The 21,814-nt window shown below is 73.6% G+C and carries 19 protein-coding genes; 8 read left to right on the top strand and 11 right to left on the bottom strand.

What is annotated here, in order from left to right:
- Nucleotides 1-69: 69 nt before the first annotated feature.
- Both ACH414_RS27535 and ACH414_RS27530 read right to left on the bottom strand, forming a co-directional pair.
- On the bottom strand, nt 70-1,347 hold the full coding sequence (locus ACH414_RS27535; protein WP_386566281.1) for a cytochrome P450: 1,278 nt from the start codon (nt 1,345-1,347) through the stop codon (nt 70-72).
- 58 nt (nt 1,348-1,405) lie between these two features.
- Nucleotides 1,406-4,966 (bottom strand): LamG-like jellyroll fold domain-containing protein, encoded by a 3,561-nt coding sequence (locus ACH414_RS27530; RefSeq protein WP_382542090.1) that lies wholly within the window; start codon nt 4,964-4,966, stop codon nt 1,406-1,408.
- A 168-nt stretch (nt 4,967-5,134) separates the two neighbouring features.
- Between ACH414_RS27530 and ACH414_RS27525 the strand changes: the two genes are divergently transcribed.
- Nucleotides 5,135-6,346 (top strand): FAD-binding oxidoreductase, encoded by a 1,212-nt coding sequence (locus ACH414_RS27525; RefSeq protein ID WP_382542088.1) that lies wholly within the window; start codon nt 5,135-5,137, stop codon nt 6,344-6,346.
- A 92-nt stretch (nt 6,347-6,438) separates the two neighbouring features.
- Here the strand turns inward: ACH414_RS27525 and ACH414_RS27520 are convergent, their stop codons facing one another.
- The 4 genes from ACH414_RS27520 to ACH414_RS27505 form a co-directional block, all read right to left on the bottom strand.
- Nucleotides 6,439-7,413 carry a nucleoside triphosphate pyrophosphohydrolase gene (locus ACH414_RS27520; RefSeq protein ID WP_382542085.1) on the bottom strand — a complete coding sequence of 325 codons (975 nt, stop codon included), beginning with the start codon at nt 7,411-7,413 and terminating at the stop codon, nt 6,439-6,441.
- A gap of 26 nt (nt 7,414-7,439) precedes the next feature.
- On the bottom strand, nt 7,440-8,078 hold the full coding sequence (locus ACH414_RS27515) for a SurA N-terminal domain-containing protein (protein WP_398943755.1): 639 nt from the start codon (nt 8,076-8,078) through the stop codon (nt 7,440-7,442).
- An 81-nt stretch (nt 8,079-8,159) separates the two neighbouring features.
- Entirely contained in the window at nt 8,160-8,576 is a 417-nt protein-coding gene (locus ACH414_RS27510) for a GtrA family protein (RefSeq protein ID WP_382542079.1), read from the bottom strand.
- Complete coding sequence (locus ACH414_RS27505) at nt 8,573-9,529, bottom strand: glycosyltransferase family 2 protein (protein ID WP_382542076.1); 957 nt, start codon at nt 9,527-9,529, stop codon at nt 8,573-8,575. The genes ACH414_RS27510 and ACH414_RS27505 overlap by 4 nt, the downstream gene beginning before the upstream one ends.
- 136 nt (nt 9,530-9,665) lie before the next feature.
- On the opposite strand from ACH414_RS27505, the gene ACH414_RS27500 reads away from it, so the two are divergent.
- The 5 genes from ACH414_RS27500 to ACH414_RS27480 all read left to right on the top strand — a co-directional run bounded on the left by ACH414_RS27500 (nt 9,666) and on the right by ACH414_RS27480 (nt 14,118).
- A complete protein-coding gene (locus tag ACH414_RS27500; protein WP_398943752.1) occupies nt 9,666-11,978 on the top strand; it encodes a YfhO family protein in 2,313 nt (770 codons plus the stop codon).
- A 174-nt stretch (nt 11,979-12,152) separates the two neighbouring features.
- Nucleotides 12,153-12,803 carry a dihydrofolate reductase family protein gene (locus ACH414_RS27495; RefSeq protein WP_382542071.1) on the top strand — a complete coding sequence of 217 codons (651 nt, stop codon included), beginning with the start codon at nt 12,153-12,155 and terminating at the stop codon, nt 12,801-12,803.
- Nucleotides 12,804-12,881: 78 nt separating this feature from the next.
- Nucleotides 12,882-13,382, top strand: coding sequence for a MarR family winged helix-turn-helix transcriptional regulator (locus tag ACH414_RS27490; protein WP_382542068.1), 501 nt, complete (start codon nt 12,882-12,884; stop codon nt 13,380-13,382).
- Complete coding sequence (locus tag ACH414_RS27485) at nt 13,379-13,825, top strand: MarR family transcriptional regulator (protein ID WP_398943749.1); 447 nt, start codon at nt 13,379-13,381, stop codon at nt 13,823-13,825. The genes ACH414_RS27490 and ACH414_RS27485 overlap by 4 nt, the downstream gene beginning before the upstream one ends.
- Before the next feature lie 86 nt (nt 13,826-13,911).
- Nucleotides 13,912-14,118, top strand: coding sequence for a hypothetical protein (locus tag ACH414_RS27480; RefSeq protein ID WP_391769883.1), 207 nt, complete (start codon nt 13,912-13,914; stop codon nt 14,116-14,118).
- Nucleotides 14,119-14,191: 73 nt separating this feature from the next.
- On the opposite strand, the gene ACH414_RS27475 is transcribed toward ACH414_RS27480, so the two are convergent.
- From ACH414_RS27475 to ACH414_RS27460, 4 genes are all read right to left on the bottom strand, one after another.
- Entirely contained in the window at nt 14,192-14,581 is a 390-nt protein-coding gene (locus ACH414_RS27475; protein WP_382542060.1) for a hypothetical protein, read from the bottom strand.
- A 149-nt stretch (nt 14,582-14,730) separates the two neighbouring features.
- Nucleotides 14,731-16,266, bottom strand: coding sequence for a protein kinase (locus ACH414_RS27470; RefSeq protein WP_382542057.1), 1,536 nt, complete (start codon nt 16,264-16,266; stop codon nt 14,731-14,733).
- Nucleotides 16,263-16,862 carry a hypothetical protein gene (locus ACH414_RS27465; RefSeq protein WP_382542054.1) on the bottom strand — a complete coding sequence of 200 codons (600 nt, stop codon included), beginning with the start codon at nt 16,860-16,862 and terminating at the stop codon, nt 16,263-16,265. The genes ACH414_RS27470 and ACH414_RS27465 overlap by 4 nt, the downstream gene beginning before the upstream one ends.
- An 88-nt stretch (nt 16,863-16,950) precedes the next feature.
- Complete coding sequence (locus ACH414_RS27460) at nt 16,951-19,098, bottom strand: N-6 DNA methylase (RefSeq protein ID WP_398943747.1); 2,148 nt, start codon at nt 19,096-19,098, stop codon at nt 16,951-16,953.
- A gap of 177 nt (nt 19,099-19,275) precedes the next feature.
- Here ACH414_RS27460 and ACH414_RS27455 point away from each other — a divergent pair, with 177 nt between their 5' ends.
- Nucleotides 19,276-20,076 (top strand): DUF4190 domain-containing protein, encoded by an 801-nt coding sequence (locus ACH414_RS27455; RefSeq protein ID WP_391769880.1) that lies wholly within the window; start codon nt 19,276-19,278, stop codon nt 20,074-20,076.
- A gap of 83 nt (nt 20,077-20,159) precedes the next feature.
- Entirely contained in the window at nt 20,160-20,927 is a 768-nt protein-coding gene (locus ACH414_RS27450; protein WP_382542045.1) for a hypothetical protein, read from the top strand.
- 142 nt (nt 20,928-21,069) lie between these two features.
- On the opposite strand, the gene ACH414_RS27445 is transcribed toward ACH414_RS27450, so the two are convergent.
- The gene (locus tag ACH414_RS27445) at nt 21,070-21,813 is read right to left on the bottom strand and encodes an N-acetyltransferase (protein WP_382542043.1); all 744 of its coding nucleotides are present in this window, start codon (nt 21,811-21,813) and stop codon (nt 21,070-21,072) included.
- Between the last annotated feature and the right edge of the window lies 1 nt (nt 21,814).

The raw sequence follows: 21,814 nt of genomic DNA, 5'->3' as shown, positions 1-21,814 counted from the left end.
CGGCATTCGAACGTGAGTCACAAGTCGATGCAGCGGAGATCACGCGAAGATCACATTATTGATGGTCCGTCAGTTCTGCGCCTCTTTGTGGGAAGGCGTGAACTCGACCGGAAGCGTGCGCAGGCCACGCATGATCAGCCCACCGCGCCACCGCAGTTCCTCCGGATCGGCCCCAAGTCGCAGGTCCGGCAGGCGAGTCAGGAGCGTCGCCAGCGCCGACTGCCCCTCCAGCCGGGCCAGCGGCGCCCCCAGGCAGTAGTGGATGCCGTGCCCGTACCCGAGGTGCTGGTTGTCGCGCCGCGCCAGATCGAGGGTGTCGGGCTCCTCGAAGCGCGCCGGGTCGCGGTCGGCGGCCGCGAGGACCACCAGGACCGGGTCGCCGGCCGGGATCTCCTGCCCGCCGATGGTCAGCGCCTCGGTCGCGAACCGCCAGGTCGCCAGCTCCACCGGTCCGTCGAACCGCAGCAGCTCCTCGACCCCGGTCTCCAGCAGCCCGGTCTCCCCCGCCGCGAGCGAGTCCTGCAGCCGGGCCCGCTGCTCCGGGTGGCGCAGCAGCGCGTACACACCGTTGCCGATGAGGTTGACCGTGGTCTCGAAGCCGGCGAAGAGGAGGATGAAGGCCATCGCCGCGGCCTCGTTCTCGGTGAGGTGCTCGCCGTGGTCGGAGGCCCTGATGAGTCCGGAGATCAGGTCGTCCCCCGGGTCCTCGCGCTTCTTGTGGATCAGCTCCAGCAGATAGCCGCGCATCTTCTTCACCGAGCGCGCCACCCCGCCGCGCGGCCCGCCGCCGTGCCGGATCATCATCCCGGCCCAGTCCCGGAAGTCGTCCTGGTCCTCGCGCGGCACACCGAGCAGGTCGCAGATCGCGTAGATGGGCAGGGGGAAGGCGAACTCGTGGATCAGGTCCGCGCTCCCCCGCTCGGCGAAGCCGTCGATGAGCCGGTCCGTCAGCTCCTGCACCCGCGGGGCGAACTCGGCGACCCGGCGCGGGGTGAACGCCTTCGACACGAGCCGCCGCAGCCGGGTGTGGTCCGGCGGGTCGATGTTGAGCAGGTGGGTCATCAGCTCGGCCTTGCGCTCGCCCGGGATGCCCGTCTTGCCCTTGGCGTGCGCCGGCTCGTCGTGGTGCGCCGGGTTCTTCGAGAGCCGCTGGTCGGCGAGCGCCTGCCGGGCGTCCGCGTACCGGGTCACCAGCCAGGCCTCCACCCCGCTGGGCAGCTTCGCCCGGTGCACCGGCGCGTGCTCGCGCAGCCAGGCGTAGGCGGGGTACGGGTCGGTGGCGAACTCCCAGGTGAAGAGCTCGGGGGCGGGCGGCGGAACGGAGGCGGCGGGGGGCTGGTCGGGCATGCTCCCGACACTAACCCCCCGCCGTGGCGGGACCGCGCGGCCCCGGCCCCGCCCGGGCTCACATCCGGGCGTACACCCCCTTCGCCGTCAGCTGGTCGAACGCCAGCCGGACCGCGGTGGCGCTGTCCACCGGCAGCGGGCCGCCCACCGTGGTGATCTCCGCGTCCGAGAGCGCCCTGCGGATCAGCGTGAACTCGTCCAGCGAGCCCTTCAGCCGGTCCTTGGCATCGGCCCCGTCGGGCCGCGCGCCGAGCTGGATGCCCCGCACGTCGAAACCGTCGTCGGAGGTGACCGCACCGGAGACGGCTCCGGTCGCGACGGCCTGGAGCGCGGTCCCGTCGCCGACCGACAGGGTCAGCGTCCCGCCCGCTCGGCGCAGCACGACCTGCCGCCAGGTGCCGTCGCCGAAGACGGTCCCGGCCGGGGCCCTGGCCTCCAGGCTGGTGGTCCCGCGGTCGGTCTGGAGGTGGGCGACCACCTTGTTCTCCTGGGACACGGCCCGGATCCACAGCTGGCGCTCCGAGGTGCCGACGCCGTACGCCCAGACGAGCACCGGCGTCTGGTTCTCGGCCTGCCGGAAGCGCACCCAGGTCGCCAGGGTGAAGTCGCCCGCGCCCAGCGCCCGGTCCTCGCCGTACGGGAGCTCCACGGTGCCGCTCACGCCGTCGAGGTCGAGGCTCCGGCCGAACCTGGCGCCGGTGTCGGTGACGGTGGCGCCGGTGCGCACCAGGGCGTGGCCGCAGTGCTGCGAGGCGTCGGGGGTGGCGCGGGCGGCGGGGTCGTCGGCGAACCGGGTCACCAGGTGCTGCTCGGTGTTGTTGCCGTCCATGGTCCACCAGACGGACGGGTCGCGCGGAGCGCTCGACCCGCCGACGGCCGTGTTGTAGAGGCCGGTCTCCTCGGTCGACGACAGGGCCCGCTTGTAGAAGCGGAAGTCGTCGAGCTCGCCGGTGAGGACGTCGGTGCCGGTGGGCTTGGAGCCGACCCGGAAGCCCTCGGGGGCGGCGATGCCGTCCGTGAAGGAGCCGGTGAGGCCCTCCGCGGTGGTGGCGTAGGTGTTGTCGACGCGCAGGGTGACGGTGGTCGCCGCGGCCTCCGGGCTCGCCTTCCTGCGGGTCAGGGTCAGCAGGTGCCAGGCGTTGTCGCCGAACGCGGTCCGATCGGCCCTGGTGTCGATCACGTCGATCGGGAGGGAGACCCCGGCCGTCTCCAGGCGGGCCGTCAGCCGGTCGGCGGACGGTTTGGCCCGCACCCACAGCGAGGGCTTGCCGGAGGTGGACCCGTACGCCCACAGCAGCGCCGCGTCCTGCGGCTGCGCCGTGGCGTCGTAACGGAACCAGAGGGCGAAGGTGAACTCGCCCGCGCCGTTGTCCACCGCGGGGACGTAAGGGACCTCCACGCCCGGCAGGTTCGCGTCGACCTTGAGGGCGCCGGAGCTGATGCGTCCCTTGACGACCGCGGCCTCCGTGCTGGTGGTGCCGAGGACGGTGCCGTCGGCGCAGTGGCCGGAGACGTCGTCCTGGATGCGGGTGTTCACGAGCGTCACGGGGTCGGCGGTGTCGACCACCTCGAAGGGCAGGTGGGCCTTGAGCGCGGCCGGGGCCACGGTCTCGGGCTGCGCGCCGCGCAGCGCCTCGCGCTCGGCGTCGGTGAGGACCGCGGCGTACATCCGGAACTCGTCGAGGGTGCCGGTGAACCCGTCGTTGGGGTCGGTGCCGAGCTTGTCGCCGAGCCGGATGCCGGCCGGGTCGCCGGTGCGCGGCACGGCGAGCCGGCCGACGTCGGTGCGGGTGTCCTGGGCGACGAGGTCGTCGACCCGGAGCGTGACGGCGGCCCCCTGGCGGGTGAGGACCAGGTGGTGCCAGAGGCCGTCGCCGAAGGCCCGTGCGCTCGGGTGCGCCGGCGCCTTGAGGGTGAGCGTGACGTGCTGCCCGCTGTCGCCCTCGACCCGGGCCATGACCTGGTCGTTCCCCGGCTGGACGCGGACCCACACCTGCGGCTTGGGGTCGCCGAGCCCGTAGCCCCAGAGCAGGGTCTGCTGCGGGGTGGTGGCTGTGGCGTCGTACCGGAAGAAGAGGGAGTACGTGACGTCCGAGGCCCCCGGGTCGAGCGAGGGGGTGTACGGCAGGTCGGCGGAGCCGGCGTTGCCGTTGGCGCCGCCGTCGAGCTTCAGGCCCTGCCCGAACGTCCGGGTGCCGAACGTGGCTCCCGTACCGAGCGTCGCGCCGCTGCCGAGGTAGCCGTCGTTGGCCTGGGCGGTGGTGTCCGGGCTGGTGCGGCCGGCGGCCGGGGAGATCGCCGGCAGCGCGGAGCCCTTGCCGGCGAAGGTGCCCGGGAGGCCGAGCTCGCTCACCGCGAAGCGGGTGAAGTAGACGTTCTCGGCGGAGAAGGACTGGCCGCCCTCGTGGACCATGCCGATCTCGCCGGCCGACAGCTCGGCCAGGTCGGAGTAGCCGGCCCGGTCGCCGAGCACCTTGGCGACCTGTCCGCCGGGGGCGTCCTGCCAGGTGGTGCCGCCGTTGTCGGAGTACCGGATCCGCATGCCCTGGCGCAGCGTCGGGTGCGAGGGCGTCGACATCAGCAGCAGGTCGCCGGGCCGGGAGCGGTAGGTGTCGCGCGGGGCGAGGAGGCCCACCTGCACGTCCGGGCCCTTCCAGCCCTGCGTCAGCTGGAACTTCGGCACCTTGAGCGCGCCGGTCGCGGTGTCGTCGACGGCGAGGCTGTGGGTGCGGTGGCCCTCCACCTGCGTGGGGTCGGTGGCGCTGACCCGCACGTCGAAGGGGCTGCGGGCGCTGACGTAGAGCCGCCCGCCGGGCAGTTCGGCCACCACCGGCTCGCCGGGCTTGGCGACGGGGGTGTCGGGCGTGCTGCCGGGCGGCGGGGCGGGCAGGTCCCCGGCGCGCAGGAAGGAGTTCTCGGTGATGCTCGCGGTCCAGGTCCTGCCCCGGTCGTCGCTGTAGAGGACGCCGGCCCGCTGGTCCTCCGCGCCGGCGGTGTCGCCCACCGTCTCGTAGGCGCCGACGACCAGGCGCCCGGCGTGCGGGCCCTCCTGGACCTGGATGCCGTGCGAGGGGCCGGTGCCGAACCACTTCCTGCCGCTCGTCGTCAGCCGCGGGATGGCGCGCGGGGCGCCGAAGCTGAGGCCGTCGTCGTCGCTCTGCTGCACCCAGGACATCCGGGTGCTGACCGGGGTGGAGCTCTCGGAGTTGGAGAGGAGGAGGACGGCGCCGTCCTTCTCGGCGACCGGCGAGGGGTTGCCCCGTACGTGCGGGGCGTCGGGGTCGGTCTCGTTGCCGGAGAGGACGACCCGGATCGGGGACCAGGTGCGTCCGTCGTTGGTGGAGCGGCGCATCACGATGTCGATGGGGCCGCGGTCCGCGCACGAGGGGGAGGTGCGGCCCTCGGCGAAGGCGAGCAGCGTGCCCTTGGCCGTCCTGACCAGGGTCGGTATCCGGAAGCAGCCGTAGCCGGCGGTGCCGGAGCGGAACAGGACCTGCTGGGTGCCCAGGTCGCCGTCGGTGGATATCCGGGTGCCGCTCGCGGCGGCGGGGGCCGCCGCGGTGAGCCCGAGCGCCGGAACGGCCGGGAGGAGGACGGCGAGTGCGGCCGTCCACGTCACGGAGCGCCGGGCGGTCCGGCGCCGCCCGGGCCGTCGATCGCCATGTCCTCTACAGAGCAGTCTCATGATCGGAAAGCTAGACGTCCGCGGTCCCGGCAGACGCGGATTCCACCTGCCGTCCATGAGGTTGTGATCGTCACGTGACGGCCCGTGGCCTAGATTCACCCCGTGGATGCCCAGTTGCTACGAAGTACGTTCGCGGTCGTCGAGAGACGGGCCGAACACGCCGTCACCTTCTTCTACTCGCACCTCTTCTGGAACAACCCGGGCGTGCGCGAACTCTTCCCCCGGGACCTGGGCCCCCAGCGGGACCGTCTCTTCGCCGCCCTCACCCATGTGGTGACCCACCTCGAGGACCCGGCCCTCGCCCGCTATCTCGGCGAACTCGGCCGCGACCACCGCAAGTTCCTCGCCTCGCCCGCGCTGTACGCCGCCGTCGGTTCCAGCCTGCTCGCCGCCTTCGCCCACGCCTCCGGACCCGCCTGGACGGTGGAGGCGGAGAAGGAGTGGAGCGAGGCGTACGGGCGCGTCGCCGAGCTGATGATGGCCGGCGCCGCCGCGGCCGAGGCGGAGGGGCAGCCCGCCTGGTGGGACGCCGACGTCGTCCGCCACGAGCGCTACGGCGACGACCTGGCCCTGCTGACCCTGCGGCCCCGCCGCCCCTACCCGTACCAGCCCGGCCAGTACGTCAGCGTCAGCACGCTCCATCTGCCCCGGGTCTGGCGCACCTACTCCTTCGCCAACGCGCCCCGCCCCGACGGCACCCTCGAACTCCACGTCAGCCGGGTGCGGAACGGAGTGATGAGCACCGCGCTCACCGAGCGGCTGCGGGCCGGCGAGACCCTCCGGCTCAGCAGCCCGGGCGGCGCGCTCACCGCCCGCACCCCGCCCGGCAAGCCCCGCACCTTCATAGCCGCCGGCACCGGCTGGGCTCCCGTGCGGGCCCTCCTGGAGGAGGCCGCCGTGGACGAGCCGGAGCTGGAGGGCCGGCTGTTCCTCGTCGCCCGCGCCAAGGAGTACCTGTACGGCAAGCCCGACGCCGAGCGGCTGCGCGCGCTCATACCCCGGCTCTCCGTCACCTACATCACCGCCGCGCCCCGCCGCCCCCGCGACCAGGCCACCGAGCGCCTCGTCCAGACCCTGCGCGCGGCCGTCAACTGGCCGGCCCACGACGTCTACCTCTCGGGCCCGCCCGGCTTCCTCGTCGAGGTCGCCGAGGAACTGGAGGAGCTCGGCACCGACCCCGCGCGCATCTTCCGCGACGCGCTCCCGGCCGTGGGCCGCTTCACCAGGCGCCCGAGCACCCGCGCGGAGTGGCTGCTCGAACCGCCCCCGCTGCACTGGCACAACCCGGAGGCCCGCGCGCCGCGGGACGGCTGAGCCCTCGGACCCCCGAACAACCGCGGCCACGCGACACTGACGACTGAGCCCTCGGAACTCCCGAACGCCCACGGCCACGCGAGGCCCGAGCCCTACGCCTCCCCCACGCCCTCCGCCGCGCGGATCGCGTCCCGGTAGAGCCGGCCGGCCGCCCGCAGGGCCGCCTCCGGGTCGACCCCGGCGGCCTCCGCCCGCACCGCCAGGGCCAGCAGCTCGTAGCCGATGCCGTCGCCCGCAGGCGGGGCGACATCGAGACCCGCGGTGCGCACCCGGCCCGCGAGCTTGGCGGCGAGCGCCAGACCGGGCTGGCCGAGCGGCACCCCGTCGGTCACCGACTCCCGCCGCTTCTCCGCGGCCTTGGTCCGCAGCCAGTGCTCCTTGACCTCCTCCGGCGTCTGCGCGGTCGCGTCGCCGAAGACGTGCGGATGGCGGTGGACGAGCTTCTCGACGATCGTCCCGGCCACGTCGTCCACGGAGAACGGCTCCTCGGCGTCCTCCTCCGCGATCCGGGCGTGGAAGACGACCTGGAGCAGCACGTCGCCCAGCTCCTCGCGCAGCGCCTCGCGGTCGCCGTCCTCGATGGCCTCGACGAGCTCGTACGCCTCCTCGATGCCGTACTTCGCCAGGCCCTTGTGCGTCTGCTGCGAGGACCAGGGGCACTCGCGCCTGATCCGGTCCATGACCTGCACCAGGTCGAGCAGCCGGGCGCCCGGCAGGTCGTACGAGCCGGGCAGCAGCTCCAGGTCGGGCATGGCGACCCGGCCGGAGCCGGCGAGCCGGGCGAGGCCGTCGGTCAGCGCCGCGTCGCCCTCCCCGGAGGGCAGCACCACGACCGTCCGGCCACCGGCGCAGGCCTCGACCAGCTCCTGCGCGGAGGGCCGCGCCGACTCGACGTCGACGCCCGCCTCGCGCAGATAGGGCAGCTGGGGGTGGCCGGCGTCGGGACACAGCACCCGGTCGGCCGCGTGCAGCGCCTGCCAGGCGGGCCAGGACAGCAGTCCGGGCGCGACGCGGTGGCTTGCGGTGAGCAGGACGATGCGGCCGGGGTCAGGGTTGAGGGCGTTCACCCCTCGAACCTACCCCGGCCCGCGCCCTACAGGCTCTGCCCGGGCGCCTTGCTGATCTGCCGCACCCAGGGCGCGGTGTAGGTGGCGAGCTGGATCTTCTCGTCGTCCCAGGTGCCGAAGCGCGGGTTGACGTCGATCCTGAGCGCCTTGGAGGCCCGGCCGAACGCCTCGGTGAGCTTCTTCTGGCCCTCGGGGGTGTCGGTGGCGCCCAGCTTCGCGGCGATCTTGTTCATGAGGACGGCCCGCCGGGCGACGTCGTCGATCTCGTCGGGCGCGACCCCCTGCTGCTGGAGCAGCAGGGCCTTCATCTGCTGCTCGCCGCCGCTCTGCCGGGCGAAGTCGGCGCGGGCCTTCTGGATCTCGCCGCGGCTGGCGCCGACCCCGTTGTCCGCGGCGACCTTCGCGACCACCCGGTCGAAGATCATGCCGTGCAGCTTCCGCCGGCTCAGGTCGCCCGTCTCCTTGATCAGCTGCGCGGACTGCGGCGAGGCGTGCTGGGCGGCCCGCACGTCCTGGACCTGCGCCTGCAGGCTGGAGACCTCGATGCGCTGCCCGCCGACGACGGCCGCCGCCCCGGGATGGGCGTCGCTGCCACAGGCGGCGAGCAGGGGGGCCGCGGCGAGCAGGGCGACGGCGGAGACGGAGAGCGCGGTGCGGCGGTGCAAAGGAGCCTCCCGGCGTGGGTCGTGCGTCAGTGGGACGACCGTGCGGTGATCGATGTTAGGCAGTCGCCGTGGCCCGGGCCACTACTTGGAAGCGACTGTTTCGGTCAACGACTCACGTGTTCGGGTGGTGTCGGGTCCCAGCATGATCGTCCGGGAGAGGACGAAGGTGACCGGGACGGCGGCCGCCGCGGCGAGCAGCGGGGCGTAGGTGCTGTCGAAGGAGAGCAGTTCCACGAGCACGTAGACGCCGGCGGTCGTGATGACGAAGTTGGCGGCGTTCGTCAGGGGGAAGAGCAGGAACTTCCGCCAGGTCGGACGGGTGCGGTAGGTGAAGTAGGAGGTGAGGAAGAAGGAGCCGACCATGGAGAGCGCGAACGCCAGGACGTGCGCGGCGAGGTACGGGAGCCACAGCCCGAGGAGCAGGTAGAGCCCGTAGTACGTACCGGTGTTGACGGCGCCGACCAGGGCGAAGCGCACCACCTGCCAGGTCGTCGTCATCGCCGCAGGAGCTCCTCGTCACGGGGCATCGGCACGCGCACGTTGGTGGCCTTCACCAGGAAGTGGGGGCGCCGCTTCACCTCGTAGTAGATACGTCCGACGTACTCCCCGACCAGGCCCAGCATCACCATCTGGACGCCCGCGAGCGCCGTGACCGTGACGAGCAGGGTGACGTATCCGGGGGTCTCCACGCCGTTCACCAGGGCGACACCGACGATCCAGGCGGCGTAGGCGAAAGCCATCGCGACCAGCATCATCCCGAGATAGACGGCGGCCCGCAGCGGCTTGTTGTTGAAGGAGAGCAGACCGTCGAGGCCGTAGTTGAGCAGCTTTCCGAAGGTCCATTTCGAACGGCCCTCCTCGCGCACCGCGTTCTCGTACTCGAACGTCGTCGTCCGGAATCCGACCCAGGCGAAGAGGCCCTTCGAGAAACGGTTGTATTCGGTCAGTTCGAGAATCGAGTCGACCGTGCGGCGGGAAAGCAGCCGGAAGTCGCCGACGCCGTCGACGAGCTCGACGTCCACGAGCCGGTTGATCGCCCAGTAGTACGCGCGGGCGGTCAGCGTGCGGGTGACCCGGTCGCCGGTGCGGGTCCGCCGGGCGATGACCTGGTCGTAGCCCTCGGCGTGCAGCGCCACCATGCGGTGCACGAGCTCCGGCGGGTGCTGGAGGTCGGCGTCCATGATGACGACGGCGTCGCCGCCCGCGTGCTGGAGACCGGCCAGCATCGCGGCCTCCTTGCCGAAGTTGCGGCTGAAGGAGACATAGCGCGCCCGGGGGTCGCCCACGGCGATCTCCTCCAGGAGCGGCAGCGTACGGTCATGGCTTCCGTCGTCCACGTAGACGATCTCGAATTCGCCGTCGAAACGGGAGAGTTCCTTCGTCACATGGTCGTGGAAGCGACCGATGATCTCTTCTTCGTTGAAGCACGGGACCACGATCGAGAGCAGCACGCACGCCACGACAACGGCTGCGGATGTCGGTGCCGGATTCGACCGGTGACGCGGAGACGACCATTGAATGAACTGACCTTCCCGCACCCCGATTTCCTCCCTTCGCGCCGCTTCTCGCTGTCATATTCGAAACACGATGAAGATCCGGAACCGCGGCCCGCGCGCCGCCGGGCTCGCCGCGCTGCTCACCGTGCTCGCCGTGTGCGCGGGGGACGCCGTCGCCCGCACCTTCCCCTTCGGCCCGCACCGGCGCAGCGTCAACGACCTGGGCAACCAGTTCCTGCCCTTCCACGCGCACCTGTGGGACCTGCTGCACGGGCGGGCCGACGGCGGGCTGCTGCTCAACTGGCAGTCCGGCTGGGGCAGCGGCTTCCTGCCCGACCTCGGCACCTATCTGACGAGCCCGTTCGCCCCGCTCGTCGCCCTCTTCCCGCGCGCCGACCTCGCGTACGCGCTGTACGCGATCACCGTCCTGAAGTCGGCGGCCGCGGCGGCGGCGACGGCGTGGACGCTGCTGCGGATCCGCGAGGGCGTCTGGTGGGGCGCGGGGCTGCTCGGCGCCGCGTACGGGCTGTGCGGCTGGGCGCTCCTGGAGGCCGTCTACAACCCGATGTGGATGGACGGCCTGATCGCCTTCCCGCTGCTGTGCCTGGTGGGGGTGTGGGTGCGGGAGGGGCGCCGGCCGCTGCTCGGGACGCTGCTCGTCGCCGGGTGCTGGACCGCGAACTTCTACACCGCCTACATGGCCACGATCGGCGCCGCCCTGGTCCTGCTGGTCACGGCGCCGCGCCGGCGGGTGCTGCTGCGGGGCGCGGCGACCGTGCTGCTCGGGGTGGGGCTCGCCGCGCCCGTCCTCCTCCCGGTCTTCCTCGGCACCCGGCACGCCTACCCGGGCGTCGTCCGGGACTTCGCGGCGGCGGGCGGGGCGGACCTGGCCGCGCGTCTGATGCCCGCCACCTACGGCTTCTCCACCCCGGCCCTCTTCGTCTTCACCGCGGTCCCGGTCCTGGCGGCCTCCCTACCGTTCCGCCGCGAGTGGCGCTGGCCGCTGCTCGCGGCGGGCGTCGCGCTCTCCCTCCAGTGGGGCCCGACGCACCTGGTGTGGCACGTCTTCGCGACCCCGAACGGCAGTCCGTACCGGCAGACCTTCGTCCTGGCCGGCGTCCTCGTCCTCGCCGCCTGGCAGGCGGTCGCGGACGGCCTCCCGGAGCGGCGGGCGCTGCTCGGCGGCGCGGGGCTCGTCGCCCTCCTCGGCCTGGGCGCGCTGGGCAGCGCGCAGGCGACGGGATGGGGCTGGGTCCTGTTCGCGGCGGGCCTCACGGCGCCGTTCGTGCGCCGCGGGCGGCTCGCCGTCCCCGTCCTGGCCGCGGTCCTGGTCGCGCAGGCCGCCGCCACCACGGCGTACGGCGACCGGGAGCGGCTCGCCCGGCTCGACGACTATCCCGCCTGGAGCGCCGCCGACACCCGTCGGGCCGCCGCGCTCGCCGAGGCCGACGGCTGGCCCGCCTACCGCACCGACTCCGGCCGCCCCCAGACCACCGGCAACGAGCCGATGCTGCTCGGCGGCCAGGGCGGCGCCTACTACAGCAGCCTCACTCCGGACGTGCTGACCCGCACGATGGCGGCCCTGGGCGCCGGCTGGACCTCCCGGGGGCGCAATCTGCAGAGCCTCGACAATCCGGTGACCGACGCCCTGTTCGCGGTGGGGGCGCGCTGGCGGGACGGCGCCGTGGTCCGTACGGGGCCGGCGGCCCCGCTCGTGACGGTGCGGCCGGCCGGCCGCGGGCCCTCGTACGGCCCCTCCCCCTTCCGCAACCAGGAGCTCCTCCTGGGCGCCCGGGTCTACGAGCCCCCGGGGCCCGACGGCGCCTGCCGCACCGGCACGGAGACCTTCCTGTGGGCGCCCGACTTCACCGGCACGGCCCGCCTCGGCGCCCGTACGGTCACCCTGCGCGGGCAGCTCCCCAAATGGCGGGCCGCTCTGACGTCGCTGGGCGTCAGGACCGGCCCCGCCGCCCGCCCGGCCCTCACCGGCCGCGGCCCGCACGGGGAGCTCGGGTGCCTGGACCACACCCGGCTCCGGGCGGCCGTGGCGGCACTCCGGGCCACCGCCCCGACGGCCCTCACCGTCACCGACAGCGGTTTCCGCGCCACCCTGCGCCCCGGCACCCGCGGCACGGTGGTCCTCGCCGCCCCGCGCATCGCGGGCTGGCACTGCGCGGGGCGGCCCGCCGAGGCGTACGGCGGCCTGGTGGCGGTCCGCGCGGAGGGCCGCACGGAGATCACCTGCTCCTACCGGCCGCCGGGACTACGGGCCGGCCTGGCCGTCGGCGGGGCGGCGGCACTGCTGCTGGGGGCATGGGCGACGGCGACGGTTCGACGTCGCGGGCCGACTCCCGCGCTTCCCGGGCAGGTTGGTCACCTCGCGCCCGGCGGGGTGCGCGCTTGACAGGGCTCCCGCGACGCGGGTGACCGACAGGTGCGCGGGCGGCTGCTGCCGGGCCGGCGCGGGCGGGTCCGTTCGGGTTCCGGGGCTCTGTCGATTCCGACACGCCCCGTTCGACGTACGGGTGTGGGGGCGTTTCGCCCCGCAGGATGCGACAGAACCCGACGGAGGAGAGCCGTGGACCAGCTGCTGAGAGTCATGAACTTCAACGTGTCGAGTGACGGGATCGGCGCGGGCGCCAGTGCGGACCAGAGCCTGGAGAGCCCGTTCGGCCTGCCCCGGCCGGAGCGGCTGTTCGCCTGGGCCGGTGCCACGGCGAGCTGGCCCATGCGGACCGACCCGGGCGGCAGCCGCGGCCTCGACGACTACTTCACGCGGGACTTCGCCCGGAACATCGGCGCGGAGATCATGGGCCGCAACAAGTTCGGTCCGCAGCGCGGCCCCTGGGAGGACCACGACTGGCAGGGCTGGTGGGGCGACGAGCCGCCGTTCCACACGCCGGTGTTCGTCCTGACCCACCACGAGCGCCCGTCGATCGCGCTCTCCGACACCACGTTCCACTTCGTCGGCGGCGACCCGGCCTCGGTCCTGGAACGGGCGCGGGAGGCGGCGGACGGCAAGGACGTGCGGCTCGGCGGCGGGGTCTCGACGATCCGGCAGTTCCTCGACGCCGGTCTCGTCGACACGATGCACGTCGCGGTCTCGCCGGTGGAGCTCGGCTCGGGGCTCCGGCTCTGGGAGTCGCCGGAGGAGCTGACCGACCGCTTCCACCTGGAGGTCGTGCCGAGTCCGAGCGGGGTCGTGCACCACCTGTTCTGGCGGAGGTGAGGCAAGGGGCGTCGCGGTCCGCGGCGCCCTCCCGAAAAATAGTAGCCATGTACATAGTAGCCATGTACTGTATCCGCCATGAGCTCAGCAGCCGAGAACAGAGCCACCGCCGGTTTCCTGGTCTGGCGCCTGTCCATGAAGTGGCGGGTCGCCGTCGACCGCGCGGTCGCCCCCCTGGGCATGACCCACGCGCAGTACGCGCTGATGGCGTCCCTGCACGGCATGGCGCGCAGCGGACAGCGCCCCAGTCAGCGTCAGCTCGCCGACCACACCGGTCTGGAACCGCTGTACGTGTCCAAGCTGGCCCGGGCCCTGGAGTCCTCCGGCCTCGTCGCCCGCACCCGGGACCCGGCCGACCCGCGCGCCATGCGGCTGGAGCTCACCGAGCAGGGGCGGGACGTCACCCGGCGCGCGATCACGGTGATCCAGGGGCTGCTCGACCAGCTCCTGGAGCCCCTCGGCGGCCAGGACTCGCCGCGCACCCGCCAGTTCACCGAGGAGCTGGCCACCCTGCTCGACGTACCTCTCGACGTACCTCTTGATCCGCACGACGCCGCCGACAAGAAGGAGCAGTCATGACCACCACCGCACCCACCACCAACGGGCGCGTCATCGCGCTGGCGCACTACGCCGCCCGCGCCGTCCTGGAGGGCGTCCTGACCCGGCACGGCCTCACCTTCCAGCAGAGCGTGACGCTCCGGGCCGTCGCCCTCGCGGGCGGCACCGTCGGCCGCGAGCAGCTTGTCGCCGACGTCATCAACTCGTTGAAGATCGAGGAGTCGCTCGTACGGGACGTGGTCGAGGAGATGACGGCGGCGAAGCTCCTCGAAGCGGCCCCCGCCGACCCGACCCTGCTGCGGCTCTCCGCCGCCGGGCAGGAGCTGAGCGACACCACCGCCGCCGAGACCGCCGAGGCCTCCGCCCGCATCTACGCCGGCATCCCGGACGAGGACCTGGCGGTCGCCGGCCGCGTCCTGGCCCTGGTGACGGAACGCGCGAACGCGGAGCTGGCCCGGGCCTGACACCCCCTGGCCGCGGGGACGTATCCCGTCGGACCGGCCCGTCGTTGGGCACGCCGTACCGGTCATGACTCCCGGAAGGCGGGCCCATGAAGTCCAAGTCCAAGATCGTCGGCGGCGTGCTGTTGGCGGGGGCCCTCGCCCTCGGATCGGCCGGGGCGGCCGTGGCCGACGGCCCCGGTGACGACGAGGCGGCGACCGCCGCCCCCTCCGTGGCACAGAGCGTGCCCGCCGTCGGGCAGCTGCCCCTGTCGGGAAACCAGCTGTCGCCGGTCGGCACCCTGCTCGGCGGCTGACGGCACACGTCAGGCACCACGAAGGGGCCGGTCCCACGGGACCGGCCCCTTCGCCGTCGCGCGGTGTGCGCGGTTACTTCTTGACGGCGTTCAGGCAGAGCACGAACTTGTCCGAGTCGAGCTGCTGCGCGAGGGCGACCTCGCTCTCCTGGCCGCACTTCTCCACGTCGAAGGTGTCGTCGACGACCTTGACGACCTTGTACAGGTCGGGCTTGCCGGAGTCGCAGGGCTGGGAGTCGACCTTGGGGTCGTTGTCCGGGCCGCTCACGGTGACGCACTCGCCGGCCTTGGCGTGCACGGGGGCCTCACCGGTGAGGTAGGGCAGACCGACCTTGACGGCGATGGCGACCGCCGCGAGCACGACGATGCTGCCGACCTTCTTCAGCGCGCCGCCCTTCTTCTCGGGGGCGGGCGCCTGCGCGGGGGCGGCGGCGAACGGGTCGGACGGCGGAGGCGTGGTCATCGAGGCATCCTTGAACGGCGTGGACATGATCGAACGCGCACGTTACAGACCGCAAAAAGACCAAATCGGACCTGTTCGCTCCGTTGTCCAATCAGATACGGAGTCGTGACTCTGCCGGTCCGTCAGATCGGCCCGGCCCGCCCCGCGCCTCAGAGCCGCGGATCCACCCGCTGCTGCCGCTCCAGCGCCCGCCGCAGATCCGCGGCGAGCGGGTGGTACACCCCGTACGCCCGCTCCGCGTCGTACAGCAGCGCCTGCAACTGCGCCCGCCCCGCGCCGAGGTCCCCCATCGCGAGCAGCAGCAGGCCGATCCGGTGCCGGATGTCGAAGGCGCGGGTCTGCCGGTCGGGGCCGGTGGCGGGCTCGAAGTACGGCAGGAGCGCCCGGTATTCGGCGAGCGCGGCCGCCGGGTCGCCCAGCTGCTCCAGGCACTGGGCGGCGTCATAACGGAACTGAAGGGTCGCGGGATCGGCCGGGCCCGCCTCCGCCGCGCGGTCCTCCGCGAGGCGCCGCAGCTCCGGCAGGGCACGCCGGTACTGGCCGTCGTCCATCAGCGTCGTCGCGTACTGCTTGCGCAGGATGCGCACGACCGGCGAGTGCTCGCCGTGCTCCGCGGCCGCCGCCGGGAGGATCCCGCCGAGGATGTCCACGGCCCGGGTCAGGGAGCCCTCCCCCAGGAGGCGCTTCACCTCGTCGACCGCGGCGGCCACGTCCGGCTTCGAGGGGGCGGGCGCCACCACCGGCGCCGGGGGCGCGGCGACCTGCACCGCGTGGTCGGGCCAGGGGGCGTGCGGCCGGCGGAACGGGCGGGTCGGGTCGAGCGGGCCCGCAGGACCCGGCGCGCCGCGCGGCGGCAGGAGCGGCAGCAGCTGCTCGTACACCTCCTGCGCGCCCGAGGGCCGGGCCAGCGGGTCCTTCGCGAGCAGCCGCAGGACGAGGGCTTCGAGGGCCTCGGGCACCTCGGGGCGAAGCCGGCGGACCGGGACGGGCGGCTCGTACAGGTGCCGGTGCAGCACGCCGAGCGCGGTCGAGCCGGCGAACGGCACGTTTCCGCTGAGGAGTTCGTGGAGCAGCACCCCCAGCGCGTACAGGTCGGTGTACGGGCCGACGGCGCCGCCCATCGCCTGCTCGGGCGCCATGTAGGCGGGGCTGCCGATCGGCGAACCGGTGTGGGTGAGGCGCGTGGTGTCGGTGTCCAGGACGGAGGCCACGCCCAGGTCGAGCACGGTGACCGTGCCGTCGGGGCGGACCATCACGTTCCGCGGCTTGAGGTCGCGGTGCACGATCGGCACCGCGTGCACGGCCGCGAGCACCGCGCACAGCTGGGCGGCGACGGACACCGCCCACGGCCACGGGTAGGGGTCGTGCTCGGCGAGGTGGTCGGCGAGGTCGGCGCCCTCCACGTACTGCATGACCAGGTACAGGTCGTCGCCGTCGCTGCCCGCGTCGTGGACGGTGACGAGTCCGGGGTGCCCGACCTGGGCGGTCACCCTGCACTCGCGCACGAAGCGGCGGCGCAGCTCCTGGGCCGCGGTCGCGGGGCCGCTGATGGCGGCCGGGCTGAGCAGCTTCACCGCGACCCGCCGGTCGAGCCGGCCGTCGTACGCCGTCCAGACCTGGCCCATGCCGCCCTGGCCGATCAGGGTGGACAGCTCGTAGCGCCCGCCGATGACCCGGCCGTTCACCGCCCGCCTTCCCGGGGGTCCTTGTCCTTGCGGAGGAGGTCGCTGAGCTCGTCGAGCTCGGCGCGGACCTGGTCGATGCGGGGGCTCGCCACGGGAGGCTGCGGCGGGGCGACGGCCTGCGGCCGGGGCTCCGCCACCGGCTGGGGCCGGACCGGCGGCTGCGGCTGCGGCTGCGGGTAGCCGTAGGACGGGGTCTGCTGCGGGGCCGTCGCCGCGTACGGGTTGTACGGCGACGGCACCGGGGCGGCGGCCGCACCCGCGAGGCGGGTGCGGTCCAGGCGGATGTCCACGGCCAGGTAATACGCCGTGAACGCCACCGCGTTGAGCAGGATCATCCCCACGACCCAGTCCGCCCGGCTCGCCTTCTCGTCCTCCGGCATCAGCACGAGGCTCGCGATGACGACGCCCACGCAGAGACCGAACAGGACCCAGTCGACGACCCGTCGGGTCAGCAGCGCGATCCGCAGGGCCGTCCCCCAGGTGAGGAAGCCGATGCTGAGCAGCGGGAGCACCGCGAAGAGCACCCGCAGCACGATGACCGAAGCCGGAACACCGCGCTGCGGCGGCGCGGGCTGCGGATAGCCGTGGCCGTACATTCCTGCTCCCGGGTCACCTGAATGGCTCTGTTGTCGAGGACGAGCGTATACAAGTGCGGCCCGGGCCGTCAGGAGCCTTCCGGGAGCCTCAGGGAGCCACCGTGCCGTCCGCGAGCCCGTCGTACATGCCCTGCACCAGCTGCTCGCCGAGGCGTCCCGCGAGCCGCAGCGCCTCCTCGAACTCCGCGAGCGCGCGGAACCGCTCCCCGTACCGCTGCTGTTCGGCGAGCGGCAGACGCGGCAGCTGGAGGCGGCGCACGTCGAGCCGGGTGGCGGTCGAGGCGTACGAGCTGGCCTGGCGCTTGTTGGCGGTGGCGCGCAGGAAGCCGGCCAGGAACCAGGGGTCGAGGGCGGCCGGGTCGGGGCGCAGCAGGTGCACGTTGCGGCCGAGGGCGGCGCCCGCGGTCGCGGGGTCGACGACCCGGGTGACGGAGCCGCCGCCGAGGACGGGCACGACGACGTCTCCCACGGCCAGGAGCACCGGCTCCTCCCCCGGGCCCTCGGCGGAGGCCTCGGGCAGCGCGCCCGAGGGCGCCTGGCCGGCGAGGACGTCGGTGTCGGTGAGGACGGCGACGGGGGCGGTGGGAGCGGCCGTTCCCGCTCCTCCCGCGCGCAGGGTGAGCGCGCCCGCGCGGGCCAGCTCGCCGACCGTCGTCGCGGGCCAGCGCAGTCCGCCGGCGACGGGGTCGGCGGCGGGCGGCGGGGTCAGTTCCCGGGTGCGGCGCAGGGTCTCGGTGAGCCGCTCGCGCACCCCGGACAGCTGCGCGGCGCCCTCGGCGGCGGCGGGCGGCGGCAGATGGCGGGCGGGGGCGAGGTCGACGTCGTCGTCGAGGAGCTCGATGACCGGGACGCCGCGGCTCTCGCCGGGCGTCTCGGCGAGGGCGCCGTCGCGGCCGAAGGGCCGCCAGGCGTCGAGGACGGCGCTCTCCACGGCGGGCCAGTCGAGCCGCTCGCGCCCGGCGGCGCCCTGTTCGGACGCGGTGTCGACGAGCAGCAGCTCGGCGGGCGGGCGTTCGCCGGGGACGGGGCGGCGCAGCACCCACAGGTGGAGCGGGATGCCGTACGGGGGTGCCGCGCCGGCCGGGAGGGCGACGACGGCCCGCAGGGCGCCGCGGCGCAGCAGGTCGGCACGGATGCGGCGGCCGGAGCGGCGGGACGCGGCGGCGGGCGGCATGAGCAGGACGGCGCTGCCGCCGGGCCGCAGCCGGGCGAGCGCGTGCTGGACCCAGGCCAGTTCGGACTCCGTACGGGCCGGGAAGCCGTACTCCCAGCGGGGGTCGTAGGCCAGTTCGTCGTGGCCCCAGTTGCGCTCGTTGAACGGCGGGTGGCACAGCACGGCGTCGGCGGCGAGCGCCGGGAAGGCGTCGGCACGCAGGGTGTCTCCCGCGTGGACGCGCACGTCGGCGTCGGTGGCCAGGGCCAGGCGCAGGGCGGTCAGCGCGGCCAGGTCGGAGTCGGCGTCCTGGCCGTGGAGCGCGGTGGGAGCGGCCGCTCCCGCGGGGCCGGTGGCGGTGGCGGGGCCGGCGGCGGTCAGGGCGGCGGCGAGCAGGGCTCCGGTGCCGCAGGCGGGATCGAGGACGGTGGCCGCGGGGCCGGCGAGCGCCGCCATGAGGGCGGCGGGGCCGGGCGGGGTCAGGGTGTACTGGCGCGGGTTGGCGTCCAGATGGCGCCCGAGCAGGAACTCGTACGCCTCGCGCACGCCGGCGCTCCCGCCGCCGGACTCGCCGGACCCCGTGGGCTCGGCGGACTCGGCGGACTCGGTGGCCAGCTCCACGACCCCGCGCAGGAGCGGCACGGAGGGGGCGAGTTCGGCCGCGGACGGGGTGCGGACCGCCCTCTCGACGCCCAGGCGCTCGGTCAGCGTCTCGGCCAGGGGGACGGGGAGCACCTCGGCGAGCCGCTCGTCGGGGGTGGCGGACAGCATCGGCCGGGCCGCCCGCCTGTCCCGTACGAGGAGGAGAACGCAGCCCGCGTGCACCAGGGCGGTGACGGCGCCGGCGGGGTGGCCGGCGACGAGCTGCCAGACGCGCTCGCGCAGGGGCACCTCGGCGAGCTTGCCCTGGACGCGCAGCCACTCCTCGACGTCGGCGAGGGCGAAGGAGGGGCTGGTCTCCGTGCCGCCGACGGGCTTGGGGAAGTCGGCGTGGCGGCGGCGCCAGTTGCTCACGGCCGCCCGGCCGACCCCCGCGAGACGGGCGATGCCCGCGGCGGTCACCTCTGCTGCGCTGTCGGGCACCTGCCTCAACTCCCCTCATGCCGTGTGTGTGACGCCGATCTTACTGACGAACCCCGCCCACACCACTTCACAGCGTGAGTCGACCCATTTCCCGTGAACCTTGTTGACTCGGTTCACAGGCTATGCTGTTATTGATCCATCGCGCCAGACAAACCCACTGTCCGGGAGGACACACCCATGTCGTACGACACGCAGCTCCCGCACGCCCCCTCCCCGGTGGCCATGCGCAACGGACTCGGCACCGCGGCCCTGGTCCTCGGCATCATCGGCACGGTCTCCGGCTTCATCCCGTTCTTCTTCTGGCTGGCCGGCATCCTCGGCCTGATCGCGCTGATCCTCGGCGTCATCGGCACCGGCCGGGCGAAGCGGGGCCAGGCGAGCAACAAGGGCGTGGCGCTGACCGGCGCGATCCTCGGCCTCGCGGCCCTGATCCTCTCGATCGTCGGCGCGGTCCTCGCCTACACGGTGGTCAGCGACGCGGCGGACAAGATCGACAAGGCGATCAAGGACTCCGCGCCGAAGGACCCGACCTCCAAGGCCCCGTTGGGCAAGGGCGCCGGCAAGGGCGCCACGGACCCCAAGGCCAAGGCGCTCGCGGCCGACGACACCGTCGTCTACGACGACGACGTGAAGGTCACCGTCTCGCCGGCGAAGAAGTTCTCCCCGAGCGAGTACGCGGCCGGCCACACCGCGGGCAACAAGGCGTGGCAGGTCACCGTCACCATCGAGAACGGCGGCAAGAAGAAGTTCGACACGACCCTGGTGACCCTGGACGCCCGCGCCGGCAAGGACGGCACCACGGCCGAGCAGATCTTCGACGACAAGGTCGGCAGCGGCTTCAGCGGCACCGTCCTGCCCGGCAAGAAGGCCACCGCCACCTTCGCCTTCGACGCCCCGGCCGCCGCCGAGGACCTCACCGTCGAGGTCAGCCCCGGCCTGGACTACAACGCCTCGCAGTGGGAGCTCAAGGTCGGCTGACCCGGCCGGCGCCGCGTAGCACCCCGCACCCCCACCGCCTCCCTCGCACCACCCGATAGACCCCGATCCCCCGGAGAACCACCATGTCTGCCACCGTCCGCCTCCGCCGCACCGCCCTCGTCTCGGCCCTGTGCGCCGCCGTCGCGCTCGGCGCGACCGCCTGCGGCCCCTTCTCCGGCGACAAGGCCGACGCCGCCAAGCCGGCCGGACCCTTCGGGGACCTGACCGGGCCCCAGATCGCCAACAAGGCCATCGGCGCGACGAAGAGCGCGGACTCGCTCACCCTCGACGTCGCCCTGAAGACCACCGACGGCCCGATCAAGGCCTACCTCAAGACCGACGTCCGGGGCCGGTGCGCCGGCACGATGACGGTCGGCGCGACGGGGACCGCCGAGCTGGTCAAGCCGGACGACAAGTCCGTCTACCTCCGCTTCGACGAGGCCTTCCTGAAGGAGCAGGCGAAGGGCGAGTCGGCCGAGGTGCAGGCGGCCGTGCTCAAGGAGCTCAAGGGCCGCTGGATGAAGACCGACGCGAAGGACCCCGACGCCAAGGACAGCCTCGAACTGTGCGACCTGAAGTCGCTGCTCGGGCAGTTCCAGCAGGGCGCGAACCTCGCGGTCAAGGGCAAGGAGACGACGGTCGGCGGGAAGAAGGCGCTGATGCTCACCCAGGCCTTCGACGACGAGAAGACCACGCTCTACGTGGCCACGGAGGGCAAGCCGTACCTGCTGAAGATCGTGACGGCGGGCGGCAAGGAGCCCGGCACGATCTCCTTCTCCGACTACGACAAGCCGGTCGAGGCGAAGGCGCCGCCGGCCAAGGACGTGGTCGACGAGAAGCAGCTCGGCTGACGGACCCGGGCCCGAGGGGGGCTAGGGGATCCGGGGGGATCCGGGGGGATCCGGGGACGGGAAAGGCGTGAAGGCCACCGCTGGGGAGCGGCCTTCACGCCTTCGCGTCGTTACGTCCTTGCGCCGTTCGGCGATCGGAGTTTCAGACCCGGTGCCGGACCCACACATTGGGCTCGACGTACACCGCGTAACCGCGGGAGGCCTCGCAGTGGACCGGCACCAGGGCGCCTTCGACCTCGACGGGGCCGTCGGTGTCGAACGGGAGGCCCGTCCACTGCCGCCACTGCTCCACGGAGGCGCCGATCGTCATCGAGGCCGGGGCGACCTTCTCCACCGTGGCTCCCGCGCGGACGTGGACGCGCAGCCACGGGTCCACCGGCAGGCCGTCCTCGCGGGTGCGGAAGGCGTACTCGTGCATCGCCGACTCCGCCTCCTTGTGCTTGCCGTTGGGGCGCACGGGGGCGACCACCTCGGCGAAGCCGAGCCGGCGGGCGTTGTCGCGCATCGCGGCCAGCATGACGTGCGAGAGGCCGTTGCCGAGCGCGCTCGTGTCCACGGTGATCTCGATCGCGCTGACCGTGTCGGGGGTGCGACCGTGCCGCAGGTCGGAGAACGCCCACAGCAGGACCTGGTCCCAGCCGGTGCCGGGCAGCTCGCCACGGCCCTCGGCCCGGAGCTGGAAGGGCACGCTGAAGCCCCGGGCGACGACCTTGCCGTCGGGGTCGGTGGCGACGAGGACGTACTCGGGGAACGCGGTGGCGATCTGCCCCATGTTCGCCCAGCCGACCGGGTCGTACATCATGAACTCCGGCCAGAGGTCCTTCATCTGCCACAGAGCGCCCTCGAGTTCGGGGCGTTCGGCGAGGGTCGTGATGTGCAGGTCCATG

Source organism: Streptomyces sp. NPDC020422 (assembly GCF_044386705.1).
Classification (GTDB): Bacteria; Actinomycetota; Actinomycetes; order Streptomycetales; family Streptomycetaceae; genus Streptomyces.
The sequence above is the reverse complement of the archived record's forward strand: the minus strand, read 5'-3'. Positions and strand labels throughout refer to the sequence as shown.